The organism is Microcoleus sp. Pol12A5 (assembly GCF_036701435.1).
GTDB lineage: Bacteria > Cyanobacteriota > Cyanobacteriia > Cyanobacteriales > Microcoleaceae > Microcoleus.
On sequence record NZ_JAUBQU010000014.1, the window covers coordinates 39436 to 59778 of the forward strand.

The 20343-nt window shown below is 46.1% G+C and carries 17 protein-coding genes; 11 read left to right on the forward strand and 6 right to left on the reverse strand.

From position 1 onward, the window contains the following. Positions 1 to 33: 33 nt before the first annotated feature. Positions 34 to 3396, forward strand: a complete 3363-nt coding sequence (locus QUA45_RS06015; protein ID WP_333097028.1) for an EAL domain-containing protein — start codon at positions 34 to 36, stop codon at positions 3394 to 3396. 207 nt (positions 3397 to 3603) lie between these two features. Here the strand turns inward: QUA45_RS06015 and sipA are convergent, their stop codons facing one another. Both sipA and QUA45_RS06025 read right to left on the reverse strand, forming a co-directional pair. Further along, positions 3604 to 3843 (reverse strand): regulatory protein SipA, encoded by a 240-nt coding sequence (sipA, locus tag QUA45_RS06020; RefSeq protein ID WP_333219940.1) that lies wholly within the window; start codon positions 3841 to 3843, stop codon positions 3604 to 3606. A gap of 116 nt (positions 3844 to 3959) precedes the next feature. After that, complete coding sequence (locus QUA45_RS06025; RefSeq protein ID WP_333097031.1) at positions 3960 to 4229, reverse strand: hypothetical protein; 270 nt, start codon at positions 4227 to 4229, stop codon at positions 3960 to 3962. Between the two features lie 133 nt (positions 4230 to 4362). On the opposite strand from QUA45_RS06025, the gene rbfA reads away from it, so the two are divergent. The 3 genes from rbfA to QUA45_RS06040 all read left to right on the forward strand — a co-directional run bounded on the left by rbfA (position 4363) and on the right by QUA45_RS06040 (position 7126). After that, positions 4363 to 4803, forward strand: coding sequence for a 30S ribosome-binding factor RbfA (gene rbfA, locus QUA45_RS06030; protein WP_333219942.1), 441 nt, complete (start codon positions 4363 to 4365; stop codon positions 4801 to 4803). 83 nt (positions 4804 to 4886) lie between these two features. Next, on the forward strand, positions 4887 to 6530 hold the full coding sequence (locus QUA45_RS06035; RefSeq protein ID WP_333219944.1) for a glycoside hydrolase family 3 N-terminal domain-containing protein: 1644 nt from the start codon (positions 4887 to 4889) through the stop codon (positions 6528 to 6530). Between the two features lie 362 nt (positions 6531 to 6892). Next, positions 6893 to 7126 carry a DUF4327 family protein gene (locus QUA45_RS06040; protein WP_333035426.1) on the forward strand — a complete coding sequence of 78 codons (234 nt, stop codon included), beginning with the start codon at positions 6893 to 6895 and terminating at the stop codon, positions 7124 to 7126. Positions 7127 to 7189: 63 nt separating this feature from the next. Here the strand turns inward: QUA45_RS06040 and QUA45_RS06045 are convergent, their stop codons facing one another. The 3 genes from QUA45_RS06045 to QUA45_RS06055 form a co-directional block, all read right to left on the reverse strand. Continuing rightward, positions 7190 to 7594 carry a hypothetical protein gene (locus QUA45_RS06045; RefSeq protein ID WP_333097036.1) on the reverse strand — a complete coding sequence of 135 codons (405 nt, stop codon included), beginning with the start codon at positions 7592 to 7594 and terminating at the stop codon, positions 7190 to 7192. A 345-nt stretch (positions 7595 to 7939) separates the two neighbouring features. Next, the gene (locus QUA45_RS06050; RefSeq protein ID WP_333097038.1) at positions 7940 to 9073 is read right to left on the reverse strand and encodes an ABC transporter ATP-binding protein; all 1134 of its coding nucleotides are present in this window, start codon (positions 9071 to 9073) and stop codon (positions 7940 to 7942) included. Between the two features lie 71 nt (positions 9074 to 9144). Continuing rightward, complete coding sequence (locus tag QUA45_RS06055) at positions 9145 to 9693, reverse strand: HD domain-containing protein (RefSeq protein WP_333097040.1); 549 nt, start codon at positions 9691 to 9693, stop codon at positions 9145 to 9147. A 144-nt stretch (positions 9694 to 9837) separates the two neighbouring features. On the opposite strand from QUA45_RS06055, the gene QUA45_RS06060 reads away from it, so the two are divergent. Beyond that, positions 9838 to 10461, forward strand: a complete 624-nt coding sequence (locus tag QUA45_RS06060; RefSeq protein WP_333097041.1) for a Uma2 family endonuclease — start codon at positions 9838 to 9840, stop codon at positions 10459 to 10461. A 575-nt stretch (positions 10462 to 11036) separates the two neighbouring features. Here the strand turns inward: QUA45_RS06060 and QUA45_RS06065 are convergent. Further along, positions 11037 to 11438: a fasciclin domain-containing protein gene (locus QUA45_RS06065; protein ID WP_333067889.1), complete on the reverse strand. Its 402-nt coding sequence runs from the start codon at positions 11436 to 11438 to the stop codon at positions 11037 to 11039. Between the two features lie 422 nt (positions 11439 to 11860). Here QUA45_RS06065 and QUA45_RS06070 point away from each other — a divergent pair, with 422 nt between their 5' ends. From QUA45_RS06070 to QUA45_RS06095, 6 genes are all read left to right on the forward strand, one after another. Then, a complete protein-coding gene (locus QUA45_RS06070) occupies positions 11861 to 12898 on the forward strand; it encodes an aldo/keto reductase (RefSeq protein WP_333097043.1) in 1038 nt (345 codons plus the stop codon). A gap of 847 nt (positions 12899 to 13745) precedes the next feature. Next, positions 13746 to 15047, forward strand: a complete 1302-nt coding sequence (locus QUA45_RS06075) for a glycosyltransferase family 1 protein (protein WP_333219946.1) — start codon at positions 13746 to 13748, stop codon at positions 15045 to 15047. 129 nt (positions 15048 to 15176) lie between these two features. After that, positions 15177 to 16427, forward strand: a complete 1251-nt coding sequence (gene glf, locus QUA45_RS06080) for a UDP-galactopyranose mutase (RefSeq protein ID WP_333097045.1) — start codon at positions 15177 to 15179, stop codon at positions 16425 to 16427. Between the two features lie 104 nt (positions 16428 to 16531). Next, positions 16532 to 16888 (forward strand): STAS domain-containing protein, encoded by a 357-nt coding sequence (locus QUA45_RS06085; protein WP_333097047.1) that lies wholly within the window; start codon positions 16532 to 16534, stop codon positions 16886 to 16888. A gap of 212 nt (positions 16889 to 17100) precedes the next feature. Continuing rightward, positions 17101 to 18984 carry a glycoside hydrolase family 2 TIM barrel-domain containing protein gene (locus tag QUA45_RS06090; protein ID WP_333097049.1) on the forward strand — a complete coding sequence of 628 codons (1884 nt, stop codon included), beginning with the start codon at positions 17101 to 17103 and terminating at the stop codon, positions 18982 to 18984. A gap of 203 nt (positions 18985 to 19187) precedes the next feature. Continuing rightward, the gene (locus tag QUA45_RS06095; protein WP_333219948.1) at positions 19188 to 20288 is read left to right on the forward strand and encodes a beta-glucosidase; all 1101 of its coding nucleotides are present in this window, start codon (positions 19188 to 19190) and stop codon (positions 20286 to 20288) included. Positions 20289 to 20343 lie beyond the last annotated feature (55 nt).

The window sequence follows — 20343 nt, forward strand, 5'->3', positions numbered from 1 at the left end:
CACCTAGTGCTTGGAAAGCAGCACTTTTTTGGAATGTCGCAAATTCCACGCGATCGCAAAACTCAATTAAATATGCTCAAAAACGATTCCTCCAAGTATCTGCCAACGTTAGCTCAAGTAATAGACCGCTACCCCTTGACCGTTGCCCCCGATACCCCACTAGCAGAAGTAATTACCCTGATGGGCCAACGGCGCGGAAGTTGCTCTCTAAACGCAGCCATTCCACCAACCGATATCTATCAGCCACTAACAGACATCGCAAATTCCCCCACCTCAAGTGCATTCAGAGACGCGACAGGTATCTGCGTCTTTGTCGTGGAAAAATCCCTAGAAAAATTATCCTCGCACTCTGGTTCACATTCTCAATTGCAAGGAATTTTCACCGAAAGGGATCTTGTCGATTTGATTGCCTCGGGCAAAAACTTAAAAGGTGTCACCATCGCAGAAGTGATGAAGCAGCCTGCAGCAACTCTGACAAAATCCGAGACTCAAGATATTTTCAGCGCCCTAATTCTGCTGGGGCAACGAAGAACTAAGCATTTACCAATATTGGATAGTGAAGGTCAACTCTTAGGAGTAATTACCCCGGAAAGCATTCGCCAAGCCATGCTGAAACCGGCAAATATCTTAAAAATGCGCCGGGTGAAAGAAGTAATGACCGCACAAGTCATTCAAGCACCTCGCTCCGCGTCAGTTAGGAGTTTAGCCGAGTTGATGGCGCAGCACCGCGTTAGCTGCGTAGTAATTACCGAATCAACAGAATTATCGATTAATTTACCGTTCCCCATTCCAGTAGGTATAGTCACAGAACGGGATATTGTAGAATTTCAAGCTTTAGATATAGATTTGTCGAAAACGATCGCCCAAACTGTGATGAGTACCCCCTTATTTAGCCTCAAGCAAGAAGACTCGCTGTGGGTAGCTCATCAGGAAATGCACGAGCGTTTAGTCCGCAGGTTGGTAGTAACGGGAGAACAGGGAGAACTCCTGGGAATAGTTACTCAAACCAACATACTGCGCGTACTTGACCCGATGGAAATGTCCGGGGCGATCGATGTTCTGCACGATTCAGTGACAGAAAGAACTAGGGAATTGGAAAAAGCGATCGCATCCCTCAGCTTGACTAACGCCAGACTAGAAAGCGAAATTGCTACCCGCGTTAGGGCCGAGGCCAGACTCCACCTTTTAGAATCTGCTGTAGTGAACGCTAACGACGCAATCGTGATTATGGATGCAGGAGACAGCGATATCTCCGACCCCACCATCATCTATGCCAACGAAGCTTTTACCCAAATGACGGGCTACCTACCCGAAGAAATCATCGGACAAACCCCCAGTTGCTTGCGCGGCCCAGAAAGCGACCCCACCCAAGTCGATAAAATTCGCCGTACTTTCTCTCGCCAAGAACCCCTACGCCTAGAATTGATTAACTACCGCAAAGACGGTTCAACATATTGGGTGGAACTCAACAGCGTACCCATTGCCGACACCTCCGGGAACGTTACCCACTGGGTGTCGGTGCAGCGAGATATTACCGATCGCAAGCGCATGGAACAAGCATTTTTTGAAGAAAAAGAACTCGCTCAGGTAACACTACAATCGATCGGCGATGGCGTAATCACTACTGACGCCGACGGCTGCATTTCCACACTTAATCCAGTTGCCGAACAACTCACGGGTTGGTCTACCTCGGAAGCTAAGGGTTTGCCCCTCGCCAGCGTGCTGAGAATAGTTGACGAAACTACCAGGCGGCCGACCGAAAATATCGCCGAAATCGCTTTGTGCGAAGGTCGGATTGTTGACCAAGGACACAACAGCTTGCTGATTGACCGCAACAACACCGAATTTGCGATCGACCACTGCGTCGCCCCCATCCACGCTAGCAGCGGCGAAATTGTCGGGGCCGTCGTTGTGTTTCGAGATGTCACGCAAGTGCGAACTCAAGCGCGGCAACTCACCTGGCAGGCAACTCATGACCCCCTGACGCAATTAGTCAACCGCCGGGAATTTGAGTACCAGCTAGAGCACGCCCTACACGGCGCTCAAGGTTACGGGCAAGAACACGTGATGCTTTACCTGGATCTCGATCGCTTCAAAATAGTTAACGACACCTGCGGTCATGCTGCTGGGGACGAACTGCTGCGCCAAGTCAGCCAGCTATTTAAAAGCAATATCCGCAAAACAGATATTTTGGCACGTCTGGGTGGCGATGAATTTGCCGTACTCCTGTACCACTGTCCCGTCGAACGAGGATTAAACGTTGCTGAAACGCTGCTGCGAAGCATTCAGACATTCCGCTTTGCGTGGCAGGACAAAACTTTTTCGATCGGCGTCAGTATCGGTTTGGTAGCAATCAATCCCAAAACAGCCTCGACATCTGCGATTTTGAGCGCGGTCGATATGGCCTGCTACGCTGCTAAAAATAAAGGTCGCAACCGGGTACAGGTTTATCAAGCCGGCGATCAAGAATTAATCAAACAGCATGGCGAAACCGAGTGGGTGGTGCAAATTCATCAAGCTTTAGAAGAGAATCGGTTTTGCTTGTACTCTCAGCCGATCGTACCTTTGCTCAACTCTCCAACCACCGGAACCCACTGCGAAATCCTCCTGCGCCTCCAGTTGGAAACTGGTGAGTTGGTGTCGCCGATGGCGTTTATTCCGGCGGCCGAACGCTACAACTTGATGCACGCGATCGACCGCTGGGTAATTCGCACTTTATTTAGCAATTTATCTAAAATTTTCACGGCAAATTTGTTAGTCCAAAACCCCGGGGTAGGCAGCGATAAAATAGTTACCTTCCCTGCTTGCTCTCTTTCTGATCTGCAATCGTCATTTGGCAAATATCCCAACCTTTATTCAATCAACCTTTCTGGGGACAGCCTCAACGAAGAAAAGTTTATCGAGTTTATTCAAGAACAGTTTTCTATCCATCAAATACCGCCACAAATAATTTGTTTTGAAATTACCGAAACCGTTGCCATTGGTAATCTCAGTAAGGCCGCCAGCTTGATTTGGCAACTTAAGGAACTAGGCTGCCAGTTTGCCTTGGACGACTTCGGCAGCGGGATGTCTTCCTTTGCTTACCTGAAAAGCTTGCCAGTTGATTATCTCAAAATAGACGGCAATTTTATTAAGCATATTGTCGATAATCCTATTGATGTCGCAATGGTGGAAGCTATTACCAAAATCGCTCACGTTATGGGAATTAAAACTATTGCCGAGTATGTTGAAAATCAAACAATTATGGATAAACTCAATGAACTTGGGGTAGATTACGCTCAAGGTTATCATTTGGGCAAGCCTCAACCTTGTAACTTCACCTCTCCTATTTTAGAGGAATTTTTGGGGGAGTTTCCTGTTAATTCTTTGGCTTTTGAGGCTAAGCTAGCTTGTTGAAGAAGGAAGTTCGGCAACGAGCAAACAATGGGATTTAACCGATATCGTGCACCATTGTCAGCAACAGGCATCTTGCCTGTTCATAAAAGGCGTAATGGAGAATGGTGCAACATATGAGATTTAACGGATTTAAGGAAGGGATGTTGAGGGAATAAGGAAAAAAGAGATGTTAAGTTGCGATCTCACTTCCCCATTCCCCCTTTTCCATTACCCATTACCTTCTACAATTGTTTCCGCTGATTCAATGTACTGGCTGTCTAACAGAAAAGCACCTTTTTCAAAACGAATTCCCCAATAATTGCCGGGACGCCGATCGATCACCACGCCTTCAGCGCCGATAGCAATTAAATTCGCAGGCCGCAGCATCGGCATCGGTTCGGCAGTTTTGACGTAAGGCGGCATCGCCACAACTCGGACTTTTTGACCGATTGTAAATTCTTTTTCCATAATTTTTGTTCCTAAAAAAACACGGCGATAAAGGAATGTTTCTGTTTGATTGATTAATTAGGGATGATAATAAAATGGAGAACTATGAAGCGTAATTAAGGGAATTATCGGCAAAATTATTGATATTTTAGGGTTCCATCTTCGTTATATTCAAGTTCATAATATTTTCCACCTAACCCTAAGTCATGAATACATCGTTGGTAGTTTTTGGCTCCCATATCGAAAGGGTTTGTTCTGTTCAATCTTGCCCATTCAGCTATTTTTAGCTGGTTAGTTACCCCTGAAGCATCGGCTACGGTTTTGACAATCCAATCAAACATTTTTTTTCCTATAAGCTGTCTTTCACTGTACCTCTCTATATTAGCTATATATTCACCTATAGGCAATCAAACATTTTTTTCCTCTAAGCTGTATCTCACCCCTAACTCGGACGATCGCCCGTAACACCCCTGACCGATCGCGCTACAATTGTCAATCGGGATGAAAATGGCTGATTAGGAAACTAGAGGAGTAGGTGTTATGGCTACAAGTCGTCGCATTGAGCGTGTAGCTTCAATGATTAAACGGGAAGTCAGCCTGATGTTGCTGAATGGAATCAAGGACGACCGGGTAGGTGCCGGTATGGTTAGCGTTACCGATGTAATTGTTTCGGGAGACCTTCAGCATACAAAAATTTTTGTCAGCATCTACGGTACTGATGAGGCGAAGGCAGAGACTATGGAGGGTTTGAAATCTGCTACTAGCTACGTCCGCAGTCAGTTGGGCCAACGATTGCAACTGCGCCGGACGCCGGAAGTGATTTTTCTCGAAGACCGTTCTTTGGAACGGGGCGATAAAATGTTGATACTGCTGAATCAGCTTTCTGCCGATCGCAAACCAGGTATGTTTGATGACGAAGAATTGGCCGAAGGCAATGAAAATGATGATGATGATGATGATTTAGAAGCAGACGAGGATTAGTGTCTGAAGGTAGTCAACAGCTTTCCTGTCAACAGTCCACAGTCAACAGTCCACAGTCAACAGTCCACAATTCCTAATTTCCCATGATTGACAATCTTTCCTTACCAGAACTGGTGGCCCAGATGTTCGTGGTGCGCGCTTCTGGCTGCTTGTTCGACCACCAAATTCGCTATCCCGAATGGGAACCAACTGCTAGCAAACTCCGCTATTATCTGGAAAAGTTGGGCGTCGGCGGGGTGATTTTGGTCGGGGGAAGTGCTGCGGAGTTGGCAGTTCGATCGCACCAATTGCAGTCTTGGGCCAAGTTTCCGCTACTGCTGGCGGCTGATATTGAGGAAGGTGTCGGCCAGCGGTTCGCAGGGGCGACTTGGTTCGGGCCGCCGATGGCGATTGCTGAAGTGGCGCGACACGATGCAGGTAAAGCCGATCGATATGCTGAACAAATGGGCGCTGTTACTGCGATCGAAGCTAGGGCGATCGGTCTAAATTGGATTCTCGCACCGGTGGTTGATGTTAACAACAATCCCGACAATCCTGTGATTAATGTCCGCGCTTTTGGCGAGACACCGGAAATTGTCGGGAAATTAGCCGCTGCTTTTATTCGAGGCGCAGGTGAACACCCGGTTTTGACCACAGCTAAGCATTTTCCCGGCCACGGCGACACGGCGGTTGATTCTCACTTGGAATTGCCGGTTTTGCCACATTCGCCAGCGAGATTAGCCCAGGTTGAGTTACCTTCTTTTGTCGAGGCGATGGCTGCTGGGGTCGATGCTGTGATGAGTGCTCACTTGCTTATTCCGGCTTGGGATGCGGATTTTCCTGCTACTCTTTCTCGCAAAATTTTGATCGGAAAGCTGCGAGAAGAGTTGGGATTTGAAGGTTTGATTGTGACGGATGCTTTGGTGATGGGTGCGATCGCCAATAAATACGGCGCTAATGAAGCTGCTGTTTTGGCTGCTGAGGCTGGTGCGGATGTTTTGCTGATGCCGCTTGACCCGGAAGGGGCGATTCTCGCTGTCTGCGAAGCTGTCACTCAAGGGCGGCTTTCTATATCACAAATCAAGGAATCTGTCAAGCGTATTTGGAAAGCGAAAATAAAGGTGGGTATGTTGATTTCTGACCCCCTCCAACCTCCTCTTGCTAAGGGGGGGAGCAAGAATTTACAATCCATGGAGTCGATCGACTTAAGTTTGCTGGCAAATCCCCAGGCAAGGGCAACTGCTGCCGATATTTTGCGAGATTCTTTGAAATTTGGCGGCAATCTACCTTTGCAGGTTGCACAACCCCCAGAAAACCAGCTTTTGCGGAATTTGATTGTTGTAGATGATGTTTTGGGGTGCGAGTTTTTGGGCAACCACACTCCGGCTATCGCCCTTCCCGAACAGTTTGGTTACGAATTGCAACTAATTGACGATCGCACAGTTGCGATCGCTGAAAATACAAGTGCAGAGTATTTTTCTCCGACACTGCTGCAAATTTTCATTCGCGGCAATTGCTTCCGAGGCAGTGCTGGTTTGACCCAAGCAGCTCAAGATTGGTTTAAGAAATTATTAAAAACGGGAGAACTGCAAGCTGTGTTAATTTACGGCAGTCCCTACGTTTTAGAGCAATTTTTGCCACACTTGCCTCCGAGTATTCCTTATGTATTTTGTTTTGGGCAAATGCCGGCAGCGCAATCTCTCGTTCTAGAAGTGCTCTTCGGCATTGACGGAACTGCTAATGCTTGAGTTGCCGGACTCCTAAATCTTTCCTTTGCTGTTTCGGTCAAGACTTAAATTCATCAACCCGGTTTCTCGCAAGAAATGTTGCCGTTTGTGGCAAAGCATCCAGAAACCGGGAATCCGATGCGGGTTCCTTAGTTCTGAATTGAGCTTTCCTGCCGATCCGCTTGCTAGTCAGGAAAATGCGCTTTTTATCAATATCCTAAGACAGATCCCATCACTTACTGATGATTCGTATAATTTATTTTTATTTACAGCAGTGAATTGTATAGCTGGATACGGACAAAATTTAACTTCCATATTCGTAAGTTTGGACTATATTATTACCAGGGCCATAAAATTTTTTAGTAAAACATTGAGGGCGCATTATGATTCACTCCACTATTCCCCAAATCCAATACTCTTTAGATGTGATCCAAGATGAAGCGCGTCAGCTCGTGCATGAGGGTGTTCTCAGCCGCCAACAGCCGATCTACACCCTGTGCCAATTCATTCCTCCTCGGGAATGGGCTTGTGTAGAGTGCGAATTAGAAAAATGCGACTTCTTGCTGCGCGATCGCATCGCCGACCTGATCGGTTCTGAAAAATGGGACAATGACTAAAGTTGGGTTCTATTAAATTAAGTTGGCAAGTAAACTCCGGCTGTGTTAAAGACTCTTGATTCTTTAATACTGGGAATTTTCGGCGCGCAAATTTTCCAACTCGGCCCTCAGCGCTGCCATGTGTGCAGTTAATTCTTGAATCTCTAGCTTTACGTTAGGCTGTACAACCGAATCGGGAGGAGCATCAGTCGCTGCATCTGATTGCTTGGACGAGACAGGCTCACTGTCTGCATTCTCCCGATCGCCCGGTTGAGAGAAAATAGTATCTACAAAATTCCGGGCTTCTCGCTCAGTCGCTTCTCCTTTTTCCAGCAGCTCATCGGCTAGCTGGCCAAAATCTGACTTCAGTTTGTCAAGATTTTCTTCCCGCTTCAGAGGATCTTGCAATGTCTCAATTAAAAAGGAAGTTGCACCTAAAGTTAGGTGAAATCCTGTTTGCAGCATTTGAGGCAGGTTGTCGGGATTCATCTAAAAATGCCGCTAGAACGTTTTTCTGAGTTTTTGCTTCGCTAGTTGCTCCCAAGTCGGGGCGTAAAGCCGCTTCTTAGGGAGAAGATACTTGCCTTCTGGGTAGCGATCGCCCCGAGTCAGGAAATATCAGCTTTTGGGGACGTTTTGCCATTGTGCCAATACTAATCGTATCATTACTTCGGAAATTAATAAATGTCAAGTGTAAACTTTTGTAACTGCCAATCGAGACTTTCCCACTGGAAGGCTCAGTCTATTTGATATTTCAGATTAAACAGGACTTAGGCAGTGTGACTAAAAAAAGCTGGTTGCTCGGCCCCCGTGGGTAAGTCCTGTTCCATCCAGTTAAGGATACAGCGCCTCACCTGTGGATGGGTCAAATATAAATAGTCGATCGAAGTCAAGCTGTACCGTCAGTCGATCGCCCGATCGCAAGCGAACACTCGCAGGTATTTGTAACTGTACAGTAGTTTCAGCGCTCAATAACGGCAAACTCGCCCGAATTAAAGTTTCTCGCCCCAGAGGTTCCACTACTTTTACTTCTAGATCAAGAGGGACTTTTTCTAATGCCCAAACATCGGTTTTTAAATCATCTTCTTCTGCGGTTTGTTGCGTAAAGATTTCTATATTTTCTGGACGGATGCCCAAATCAAACCCTTGTCCTTCTCTCGCGTGCAATTTTTTCTGAATCGAGGGCGGACAGGGTAAATGTTGATTTCCTATTTGAAAGGATTCGTTAGTATATATTACAGGCAAAATGTTCATGGCGGGATTGCCTAAAAATGTGGCAACCATGCGGTTAGCTGGTTTGGCATAAATGCTTTGCGGGTCTCCAATTTGTTGAATTTTTCCCCCATTTAAGACGACAATCTTATCAGCTAAAGTCATCGCTTCCACTTGGTCGTGGGTGACGTAAATTGTGGTAATTCCCAGCCGTTGATGCAGTTGTTTGAGTTCTGCTCTAGTGTCATCTCGCAGTTGAGCATCAAGGTTAGAAAGCGGTTCATCTAAAAGAAATACTTTCGGTTCGCGGGCGATCGCCCTTCCGAGTGCTACACGCTGCTGCTGCCCGCCTGATAGCTGTTTGGGCTTACGCTTGAGAAGGTGGTCGATCGAGAGTGATCGGGCTACTGTTTCGATTCGTTCTTGAATTTTATTCGGGTCAACATTCCGCATCCGCAATCCAAATGCCAAGTTTTCTGCGACAGTCATGTGCGGATAAAGTGCGTAATTTTGAAACACCATTGCTACATCCCGCTGTCTAGCAGGAATGTTGTTAACTAAATTATCTCCTATGTAAAGATTGCCGGAAGTTGCGGTTTCTAAACCTGCAATTGTCCGCATAATTGTGGATTTCCCGCAGCCGGATGGCCCGACTAATACCCAAAATTCCCCGTCCGGGATTTTGAAGCTGATGTTTTCGATCGCGGTGACGTTTTGGTAGCGTCGGGTAATATTTTCTAAGCGAACATTTGCCATTTTGTGACTGTAATTGATAATTGATAATTAGTGATTTTTACCTTCAGTCTTCAGCCTTCAGAAAACTGTTCTCATTCTAAAACTGTGCGATCTAATTCTTCAACTATAGGCGTTAACTCAGCTTGGCGGAATGCTTCTACTAAAGAACGATAATACCAGAGAGAACCGTCTTTGCCACCTTTGAAGGGTTCCCAAACAACGTCACCCAATTGACGGTAATCTTTCAGGATCGATCGAACATTATAAAGTTTATCAGCAGCCGAGACTAATCTCACTGAGCCAGAAGCTGTAGAAATGCGATCGATATAGGCTTGTTTTCGCTGACGCCAAGGGGGTTTCGGCGTCTCGTCACTTTCGGTACAGCCGTCTACAATCGCTGTGACAGTATCCCCAAAGCGGCGGCGGATGGCTTCGCGGGTGGTGGCGCCGCCTCGATCTTCGATCGCATCGTGAAGCAAAGCCGCGATCGCCTCATCTTCATTTGCCCCATATTCTAAAGCTATACTAGCAGTGTCCAACAAATGGGCAATGTAGGGAACGCCGGAACCTTTGCGAAGTTGGGTAGCGTGCAATTCCGCTGCATAGGTGAGGGCTTCAGAAAAACGGTTTGAGAGAATCATGAAAGTCACCTTTCTGAATTGCTATGATATATAAATTGTCGGGCTAAGTTGAAAAGACCAAATCTACCAATTTCAATCTTGTCATTAAATGCGATCGAGAGCGATCGCTTGTAAACTTATAATAGTTAAACAGAGGTTTCGAGCATGACAGCTACTATAATTATACCCCAAAATGCAGACAACAACTCAGAGTTAGAATCACATCCTCAATTAGAAAATACACCAGAAATCTCCCACGAATCTGAGCCTAAGAAAGTCATATCTCTTGAAGATTTTTTAGTCAAACCTGCTTATAGAATGGAATGGGTTGACGGCAACTTAGTGGAGAAAACAGGAATGACATTCAAGCACAGTCTAGCTCAATCTAAATTAGCCCCTTTCTGGGGAAATTATAAAGACTCCAGCGGACAGGGAGGAGAAGTGCTTACAGAAATCCTTTGCCGCACTAGCAAGCGGGGCCGCCGTCCCGATGTTGCTTATATTACTCCTGAACTGCTGCCAGAATCAGGCAATTTTACAGCATTTTCCCAAAGTTTTCCTTTGATAGCGGAAGTTGCTTCCCCGGAAGATAGCGGCGAAGAGTTATTTGCCAAAGCTCAGGAATATTTGGAATCGGGATGTTTAGAAGTTTGGTTGCTATTTCCTGAAGCGAGATTAGTATTTGTGAATGCAGGGCAACACTGGCGGTTGTTTAATGCGGATGAAGTGGTTAACACTCAAAGTGTGCTTGCAGGTTTTAGCGTAGCCGTCAGTGAATTGTTGGCTTGAGTAATGTGTTCAACTAATTTATTATTAAAACCATAAAACTTAAAGTCAAAACTTAAATTCAAGGTAATTTTTTGTATATTAAGACTTGGTTTAATGAGTATGTGGCAGGGTTTAAATCGAGTTTAAGATAGCTCAAACTACAGGTAACGAAATAAGTATTGATACATTGGATCGCGACCTATATATAAAGTTACGCTTTTTCCAATCAACGTCAAAGAATTTTTTCGGGATTTTAAAGAGGGGGTGTAAAAATTTGCTAAACAATCTACGTTTAATTGTACAACAGGAGAGTGGCTTCTAAATTAATGCAATTTTGGCTCAAAGTATTTCTTCTTCCTGAGCTTTCTGTGGGCTTCCATCGCTTAATTACTCTTATTAATCGGTTTCCGGGAGTCATTCCTGTAATTGAAGATGATGCTGATTTCCAATTTTTCTCCGCTTAGAAAGATAAAAAAGCTATAGTTTTAATTATCGAGCTGCGTAAAATATTTAAATCTCAACTATCAATTAAAACAGGGCGGTGGCTAACAACAGCCACCGCCCTCAAGATAGTATTGCTCTATCTAAATCTGTGCTTACGCAGGAAGCAAGACTGAATCAATAATGTGGATGACGCCATTATCAGCAGCCACATCGGCTGTTGTAACGGTAGAATCATTGATTTTGACGCCATTGGAAGCATCAATTTTCACTTCTGAACCTTCAACTGTCTTGGCAGATTTCAGCTTGACCACATCAGCGGCCATAACTTTGCCGGAAACGACATGATAAGTCAAGATTTTTGTGAGCTTAGGAATATCCTTAAGCAGTGCTTCTACAGTACCTGCGGGAAGCTTAGCAAAAGCTTCGTCAGTAGGCGCAAAAACTGTGAAGGGGCCAGCGCCTTTGAGAGTATCTACTAAACCAGCAGCTTTGACAGCAGCAACTAGGGTTGTAAAAGATCCAGCCGAAACGGCGGTATCAACGATATCAGCCAAGTGAGTCACCTAGTTTTTGTAATCTATAAATCACTATAACGCTAAAAAGTTAATTTAGCTACATTAATTTTTTCTCTAGTTCTGTCTGGTTTTCTAATTATTTAAGATAACATTTTTTTATTTAACTCATTTCCTAAGATACCTATCTAAAGGTAGATATTCTTTTGGCTATTTTACTGTATTTTAATGTACTTATGTAATCCTAAATACATTAGTAAGACGATCGCCCCTGCACGCTTTTTAAACTAAACGCAGGGGGGAGACTGCATCGCCCCTGCTACGACATTCTGATTAACTTGGCAAAACATTCAACCTTCAGCACAGCGCTAAGGCCCAGTAAAACCCAACACCCCGACTGATAGCAACAGTTTGCGAAATCCCGATCTAAACTGTTAACAACCATTAACTAGCGGAAGGGTGACATGAGATACAAACTACTAGGTCACAGCGGACTTCGCGTTTCCGAAATCTGCCTAGGAACCATGACTTTTGGGGAAGATTGGGGTTGGGGGAGCTCCTACGACGAAAGCCGGAAAATGTTCGACGCCTTTGCAGAAGCGGGCGGCAATTTCATTGATACCGCGAATCTCTACACCAACGGTACTAGCGAAAAATATGTCGGTGAGTTCATCGCAGGCGATCGCGAAAAATGGGTAGTTGCCACTAAGTATAGCCTCAACATGAAGAATGGCGAAATCAACGGTTTCGGCAACCACCGCAAAAATATGGTGCAAGCAGTAGAAGCAAGTTTGAAGCGATTGCAAGTTGAATACATAGATTTGCTGTGGCTGCACGCTTGGGATTTTACTACACCAGTCGAAGAAGTGATGCGCGCTTTTGACGATTTGATACGCGCCGGCAAAGTTCTCTATATCGGCATTTCGGATACGCCGGCTTGGATTATTTCTCAAGCAAATACGATCGCCAATCTGCGCGGCTGGACACCATTTATCGGCTTGCAAATCGAGTATTCTTTAAAAGAGCGAACTCCAGAACGGGACTTGATCCCTATGGCAAAAGCCTTTGATATTGGCGTCACCGCTTGGAGCCCTTTAGCCGCCGGTTTGCTGACAGGAAAATACAACACTTCAGAAACAGCCAGCGAAGCTAAACGGCTGAATTCACCTGAATCGGGAAAAATTAACGAGCGAGACCTAAAAATTGCTGACGAAGTTAGCAAAATAGCATCCGAAATTGGCAAACCTGCTTCTCAAGTAGCCCTAAATTGGCTGATCCAACAGCCAGTCGAAGTTATTCCGATTGTAGGTTCGCGTAAACTCTCACAACTTCAGGAAAATCTCGCTTGTTTGGAGTTTAAATTAACTCCCGAACAAATGCAGCAGTTAGACAAAGTAAGTGCAATTGAATTGGGTTTTCCTCACGATTTCTTAAAGAGTTCGACGGTGCAAGATTTTGCCTTTGGAGGTGGAATCGCCAAGATTGACAGCCGCCGACTGTAAAGTTGCTGCTATTTTCTAGCCGCGGGTTTACGTTGATATTTTGCGTTTGATGTCAGATAGCGGCGAACCCGCCCTTAGAGGGATGATTGGCATTTGTGCTGTGGGGGCGAGGTTAAACTGACACCCACAGCGTAAATGTCGTCACCTTGGTTTCTTGCCACAGACTCGCGTAAAATCTTAGGTTTATCCTTGCGGTTACCTGTTTTCTTTGATATTGTTGAGATAGGTGATATTGTGTCCGTTTAACCCCACTGCATAAAGTGTTAATTGTTAATCTATCGGAAGTTAGAAATCTCTGGCGTCCTTTGGTATATTAAGATACAAATTTACCAAATTAGCTATCGGATGAGTTAAAAAAAAGCAAGGTTTGTCAAATCAAAAAGCAACATAGACTTGATGGCAAATTTTCTATCATCTCCAAATAAAGCAATAAAACTCGCTCTTTTTTCACCCCGTAGCTGCCAGTTAAGAGTCATTTTACAAGGTCGATCGGCATTTTAACGGCTTTTGAACCCAGCGTGCAAGCTAGGTGTCTCCTGAGATAAAAGTCATCCTTCAGATAGAAGTTAAGACCGAAAAACTGGGTTACATTTAACAACAATGGCAAGTCTAACAATATTAACTTATCTCTAAGTTTCAATTTTGTTTCAATTTTGAAAAAAGCAGATAAGCCTGTTTTTTCCGCAGCTAAACAGTCTCTTTGTTTGGCTCACTAAATGCGGCGCTTGCTCGTCAATAAAACTTCTCAGATTTATGCTTGCGACTTTCAGTAAGGCACTGCTGAGAAATATATTCTATTGACAACTTTTAACGGACAAATTTTCCTTGACAAATTCCAGAGGCTAATATGTCGCCCCCACAAAACTCAGTAAACAATAATTATAGCAATAAAGAGCGAGCATGGGAGATCCGATTTACCTCTATAGATCCAGCCAAATCGCCCTCTCAATTCGCTGCGTCGCCCGCATTGCGCGCCAACTTATCAACAACTGAGGCTGTAGATACACCAGATTTAGTTTGCCTCTCTCATCTGCGGTGGAATTTTGTCTATCAGCGTCCGCAACATCTCTTGAGTCGCTGTGCCAAAACTCGTCGCGTATTTTTTGTAGAAGAACCTGTGTTTAGCGTGGCTACAGACTGGTGGCTTGATGTCAGCATCCACGAAAGCGGAGTCTGGGTAATAGTACCGCACCTGAGCGAAGGAATCAGCGAAGCAACAGCACAAACTGCTCAGCAAGCCATGCTAGATGATTTGTTTCGAGCGGCGGAAATTAGTCAGTACATCCTCTGGTATTACACACCAATGGCTGTCAGTTTCACAAGCCACTTACAGCCGCTAGCTGTAGTCTACGATTGCATGGATGAACTGTCAGCATTCAAAGGCGCACACCCCGATTTAAAAGCCAACGAAAACCAACTATTAAAGCGCGCCAGCGTAGTATTTACCGGGGGACACAACCTTTACGAAGCCAAACAGAACCAGCACCCAAACATTCACCCCTTTCCCAGCAGCATCGAAAAAGAACACTTTGCGACAGCCAGGAATCTTTCAGAAGAACCTGCAGATCAAAAAGACATTCCTCACCCGCGTTTGGGATTTTATGGCGTCATAGACGAACGCATGGATCTCGAACTCCTAGCGGGCATGGCCCAAGCAAGGCCGGACTGGCATTTAGTCATCATTGGCCCGGTGGTGAAAATCGATCCGGCCACTCTGCCAACTCAGCCAAATATCCACTATCTTGGTGGCAAATCTTATCAAGAATTGCCAGCGTATCTTGGCGGATGGGATATCGCCATGCTGCCTTTTGCGATTAACGAATCGACTAAGTTTATTAGTCCCACGAAAACTCCAGAATACCTCGCTGCTGGCAAACCGGTGATTTCTACTCCTATCCGCGACGTGGTGCGGCCTTACGGAGAAAACGGCTTGGTTCGGATTGCTAGCAATTCTTCAGAATTCGTTGCTTGTGCTGAAGAAATCCTCAGCGAAAGTTCAGATGTTCGCACCAAGTGGCTGAGGGAAGTAGACGCCTTTTTAGCAGACAATTCTTGGGACAATACCTGGGGTGAAATGCTGGGGTTGATAGAAAGTGCGATCGATGATAAAAGGCAGAAAGCTGAAGGCAGGATGAAAGTTTTAAGTTAGGAATGTTGAGGTTGAAGTTAAACAGTTAGACTTTACGGATTCAAAAATTAACACTCAACTCTCCTCGCTTTATGTCCAATTACCAATTATTCCTTACCCTTACCCTTACCCACAATCAGAGGTGTTTCAATGTTTGACTATTTAATCGTCGGAGCCGGATTTGCAGGTAGCGTCATTGCCGAAAGACTAGCAAATGAGGCCGGAAAAACTGTCCTGATAATTGATACCCGCAACCACATCGGTGGCAACGCATACGATCACTACGACAATCACGGCATCCTCGTACACAAATACGGCCCCCACATTTTTCACACCAATTCGCGCCAAGTTTTCGAGTATCTTTCGCGGTTCACCGAGTGGCGGCCCTACGAACACCGCGTCCTCGCCAGCGTTGACGGTCAACTGCTGCCAATTCCCATCAATCTCAACACCGTAAACAAACTTTACGGACTGAATCTCACTTCATTTGAAGTAGAAGATTTCTTCGCGAAAGTGGCAGAACCAAAAGATTACATTCGCACTTCCGAAGATGTCGTTGTCAGCAAAGTCGGTCGCGAACTTTACGAGAAATTCTTCCGCAACTACACCCGCAAACAGTGGGGAATGGACCCCTCGGAACTCGACAAGTCAGTGATTGCCCGCGTTCCCACTCGGATTAACCGGGACGATCGCTATTTTACCGATACCTATCAAGCAATGCCCCTGCACGGCTATACTCGGATGTTTGAAAAGATGCTTTCTCACCCAAACATCAAAGTGATGCTGAATACCGACTACCGGGAGATTGAGGGTTTTATTCCTTACGGAGAAATGATTTACACCGGGCCTGTCGATTCCTATTTCAATTATTGCTACGGCAAACTGCCTTACCGTTCCTTGGAATTTAAGCACGAAACGCTGAACGTACCTGTACACCAAGAAGCACCGGTGGTAAATTACCCGAACGAGCATTTATATACTCGCTGCACCGAGTTTAAATATCTGACCGGACAAGAGCATCTAAAAACTAGCATTGTCTACGAATATCCCCAAGCTGAGGGAGACCCTTACTACCCGGTTCCACGTCCAGAAAATGCCGAAATTTACAAGAAATATAAGGCTTTGGCTGATGCAACTCCGGGAGTTTCTTTCGTGGGAAGGCTGGCGACTTACAGGTATTACAACATGGATCAAGTGGTCGCTCAAGCTTTGACAACCTACACACAAATTACTACCAAGCCGGTGATTGAATTGGTAGAAAATGTTAACGCTTCTGCCTCTAATGTCAGCTCCTCCAATGGAGTTGCCCCTCGCCCAGCCGCCGCAGCTTCTCTAGAAGTCGCTGTTGTCAACAACGGCAATGGCACCGGCAACGGCAACGGCAAATCTTCTACCAAGTAGCTGGAAGTTGCGAGTTACTGGTAAAAAGGTAAGGTGCTTCCGGAGCACCTTACTCGCTTTTCATCAAAAGTTATTTAATAATTCAAACAAGAATTGAGGTAAAAATGAACGTTCTAGTTAAAATTGTTTTGTCTCATGAGGTTTTGGAGAATTCTCAATTTGCTCAGTTTCAAAAAGAAATACAGCGTCTAATAGAAAGCGGTGGTAAAATTCTTATGCTGGATTTCTCAAAAATAAATTTCCTGAAAAATTCCGAGTTAATGGCTGTAGTCGCGATCGTGAAATTAGTTAGAGACAGCGAATGTATCCTTTTGATCTCTGCCATGAGCGAACAAGTTAGAATTCTATTTGAACTCACGGGATTACAGCAAATCTTTCATTGTTTGCCCTTTGCGGAAGAATTTTATCTTAAAAGTGAGCCAACTGAACCGTTAGGAGGTTTGCCAAGTCTTGCTAGCTAGAGGGAGAGGGGAGAGGGGGGATAGGAAAAATCTTCCTGGTTTTTTATTCCTGGTTTATTGTTCCTTCTCCTGACTAATGACTTCAGCACAAGAGAGCCTTCAGATGAGGCTGTTTTAATGGGCAGAACTTTTGCAAATTAATCAGCAAAAAACTTGTCAAAGTGGTGGTAATTGTAGCTAACCTATAAATATAACTTTGGGTAGATGTGCCGATGAGTTGGTTAGGTAGAGAACTAGAAAATTGCGAAATAGAAGAGTCTGCAACTCTTGATAGTAAGGTGACAGTTCAAGGACGGAAAACAGGTTATCCGCGCCCCCAACTGCGCCGGAGCAACTGGATTTGTCTCAATGGTCAGTGGAGATTTGCTTATGATGACGCGGGCCACTGCGTGCAGCCGATCGATATTTCTGAGTGGACTCACACTATAGAAGTGCCGTTTGCTCCCGAATCGGCAAAAAGCGGGATCGGCGACACGAATTTTCACGCCAACTGCTGGTATGAACGCGAATTTGACGTACCCCACACAGAAGGCAGAGTTCTCCTCCACTTTGGGGCCGTAGACTACCGCGCCCGCGTCTGGGTGAACGGTCAGTTTGTCATCGAACACGAAGGCGGACACACTCCTTTCACCGCAGACATTACAGCAGTTGTGAACCTCAACGGGCCGCAGCGGGTGACAGTCTGGGCCCAGGACGACCCGCAAGATTTGGAGCAACCGCGTGGCAAACAAGACTGGCAAATAGAGCCACATAGTATTTGGTATCCGCGCACGACCGGCATTTGGCAGACAGTTTGGGTAGAATTGGTGCCTCACACTTATATCGAGCGCATTCGCTGGACTCCCCAGTTTGAACGCTGGGAAATCGGTTTTGAAGCGTTTGTCGCGGGCGATCGCCAGTCGGGAATCCAGATTAAAGTTAAACTGTCGATCGGCTGTATGCTGCTGGTCAACGACACCTACGAAGTCATCAACGGCGAAATCCACCGCCGCATCGCCCTCTCAGACCCGGGTATCGACGATTACCGCAACGAATTGCTGTGGAGTCCCGAAAAACCGACATTAATCAACGCTCAAGTGCAGTTGTGGGCCGACGGCAAACTCCTCGACGAGGTTAAATCTTATACCGCCATGCGAACGGTCAGCATCCAGCGCGATCGCTTCATGCTCAACGGCCGCCCCTACTACCTGAGGCTGGTGCTCGACCAAGGTTATTGGCCGGACACCATGATGACTGCCCCCTCGGATGAAGCTTTGCGCCACGATGTCGAATTAGTCAAAGCAATGGGTTTCAACGGCGTCCGCAAGCACCAAAAAATCGAAGACCCCCGATTTTTGTACTGGGCTGACGTGTTGGGACTCCTAGTTTGGGAAGAAATGCCTAGCGCCTACCGCTTCACTCCCAAAGCCGTTCAACGGCTGACGCGGGAGTGGACGGAAGTCATCGACCGCGACACCAGCCACCCCTGCATCGTAGTTTGGGTTCCGTTCAACGAATCTTGGGGAGTTCCGAATTTAGTCGAAGCGGCAGCCCACCGCAACTACGTGCAAGCGCTGTATTTCTTGACAAAAACCCTCGATTCGACTCGCCCCGTCATCGGTAACGACGGCTGGGAAAGCATCGATACCGACATCCTGGCGATTCACGACTACGACAACAATCCGCAAACCCTAGCCAAGCGCTACGGGCCCGAAGTCCAGCTAGCCGATTTGTTCGATCGCGGGCGTCCCGGCGGGCGAGTCCTCACCCTCGACGGCCACCCGCACCAAGGACAGCCGATGATGCTGACAGAATTCGGCGGCATCGCTTGCGCTGGCCGCGAAAACCCTGATTTTTACCGGGTTTGGGGCTACGTGCGCGCGTCGGACACGGTGGAACTGCAAAGGCGCTACAGCGCGCTGTTGAAGGTGGTAAACCGAGTGGAAATGTTCAGCGGATTTTGTTACACGCAGTTAACCGATACTTTCCAAGAAGCTAACGGTTTGCTGTATGCCGATCGCACTCCCAAGTTTCCCCTAGAGGCGATCGCGGCGGCAACTCTCGGCTGGGATATTCCCGAAGAAAGTTCACAGCCGCAAGCTATTACTCAGTGTTAATTGGTGATTGGTCAAGGAAAAAGTAAAAATCTGAGATTTTTTTCTGATTTCATTTTGACTTTTTGCCGATCGATATACTTCTTACAAAAACACCCTTTGTAGTAAGGACTTTAGTTTTTTAGGATTGAAATCTAAGGAATTTAGTCCTGACTACAAACCTGAATGCCCCATTACCCATCCGATTGATGTTTCAAAGTTTTTTCATGGGCGGATTTGAATGTTCCACCCACAGAGTGCAATCTGGAAAACGCCTCGATGTCACAGCCGCCACCGGTCACGATAAATTTGCAGCAGCCGACTACCAACGCTTGCAGGATCAAGGCATTTACACAGTCCGCGAAGGCCTCCGCTGGCACTTAATTGAACAGTCGCCCGGAAAATACGATTTTTCCAGTTCCCTCCCAATCATCCGCGCCGCCCGCGACATGAAAATGCAGGTAATTTGGGATTTGTTTCACTACGGCTGGCCCGACGATATTGATATTTTCAGTCCCGAATTTGTGTCCAGGTTTGCAAGCATGGTGCGCGCTTTTATGGAAGTGCTAAGTGAGGAAACAGACCAAACACCTTTCGTGACACCTGTTAATGAAATTTCATTTATTGCTTGGGCCGGCGGCGATGTCGCCTACATCAATCCGTTTGCGAAAGGGCGGGGAGACGAGCTCAAAATCCAGTTAGTCAAAGCTGCGATCGCCGCGATAGAATCTGTTTGGGAAGTCAATCCCCGCACTCGCATCGTTCAAATCGATCCCACAATTAACATTATTGCTGACCCTGACAAACCGGAGGATCGGGACGCGGCGGAAGGTTATCGCTTATCTCAATATCAAGCTTGGGATATGTTGGCTGGACGTTTTCGACCGGAACTCGGCGGTAAGGAAAAATATCTCGATATTATTGGAGTGAATTATTACGATCGCAATCAGTGGATTCACAATGAAGACCCGATGAAATACACTGATCCGCTGTATCGGCCGTTTCGCGAACTGCTGCAAGAAGTGTTTGAGCGCTACCGTCGGCCCTTATTTATAGCAGAAACAGGCACTGAAGACGAGTTTAGACCTGTCTGGTTTAATTATGTGTGCAGTGAGGTAGTGGCGGCGATGAAAGCAGGAGTTCCGATAGAGGGAATCTGCTTGTATCCGATTGTCAACCATCCGGGTTGGGACGACGACAGGCACTGTTACAATGGTTTGTGGGATTATTGCAATGAATCGGGCGATCGAGAAATTTACCAACCTTTGGCGGATGAATTGCAGTTTCAAAGGCAGCAGATTGAACCGTTGCTGAAGTTGCAGAAGTGATAGCTGCGATCTAATTCTGTAGGGTGCGCTGCGGCGCACCTTAAGCTGTTAATCA

Excerpts from the sequence above, each read along its gene's own strand:
- QUA45_RS06015 (WP_333097028.1), top strand. The coding sequence starts at position 34 with ATGTCGCAAATTCCACGCGATCGCAAAACTCAATTAAATATGCTCAAA.
- sipA (WP_333219940.1), bottom strand. The coding sequence starts at position 3,843 with ATGGAAAAAGAATTTACAATCGGTCAAAAAGTCCGAGTTGTGGCGATG.
- rbfA (WP_333219942.1), top strand. The coding sequence starts at position 4,363 with ATGGCTACAAGTCGTCGCATTGAGCGTGTAGCTTCAATGATTAAACGG.
- QUA45_RS06035 (WP_333219944.1), top strand. The coding sequence starts at position 4,887 with ATGATTGACAATCTTTCCTTACCAGAACTGGTGGCCCAGATGTTCGTG.
- QUA45_RS06040 (WP_333035426.1), top strand. The coding sequence starts at position 6,893 with ATGATTCACTCCACTATTCCCCAAATCCAATACTCTTTAGATGTGATC.
- QUA45_RS06045 (WP_333097036.1), bottom strand. The coding sequence starts at position 7,594 with ATGAATCCCGACAACCTGCCTCAAATGCTGCAAACAGGATTTCACCTA.
- QUA45_RS06050 (WP_333097038.1), bottom strand. The coding sequence starts at position 9,073 with ATGGCAAATGTTCGCTTAGAAAATATTACCCGACGCTACCAAAACGTC.
- QUA45_RS06055 (WP_333097040.1), bottom strand. The coding sequence starts at position 9,693 with ATGATTCTCTCAAACCGTTTTTCTGAAGCCCTCACCTATGCAGCGGAA.
- QUA45_RS06060 (WP_333097041.1), top strand. The coding sequence starts at position 9,838 with ATGACAGCTACTATAATTATACCCCAAAATGCAGACAACAACTCAGAG.
- QUA45_RS06070 (WP_333097043.1), top strand. The coding sequence starts at position 11,861 with ATGAGATACAAACTACTAGGTCACAGCGGACTTCGCGTTTCCGAAATC.
- QUA45_RS06075 (WP_333219946.1), top strand. The coding sequence starts at position 13,746 with ATGTCGCCCCCACAAAACTCAGTAAACAATAATTATAGCAATAAAGAG.
- glf (WP_333097045.1), top strand. The coding sequence starts at position 15,177 with ATGTTTGACTATTTAATCGTCGGAGCCGGATTTGCAGGTAGCGTCATT.
- QUA45_RS06085 (WP_333097047.1), top strand. The coding sequence starts at position 16,532 with ATGAACGTTCTAGTTAAAATTGTTTTGTCTCATGAGGTTTTGGAGAAT.
- QUA45_RS06090 (WP_333097049.1), top strand. The coding sequence starts at position 17,101 with ATGAGTTGGTTAGGTAGAGAACTAGAAAATTGCGAAATAGAAGAGTCT.
- QUA45_RS06095 (WP_333219948.1), top strand. The coding sequence starts at position 19,188 with ATGGGCGGATTTGAATGTTCCACCCACAGAGTGCAATCTGGAAAACGC.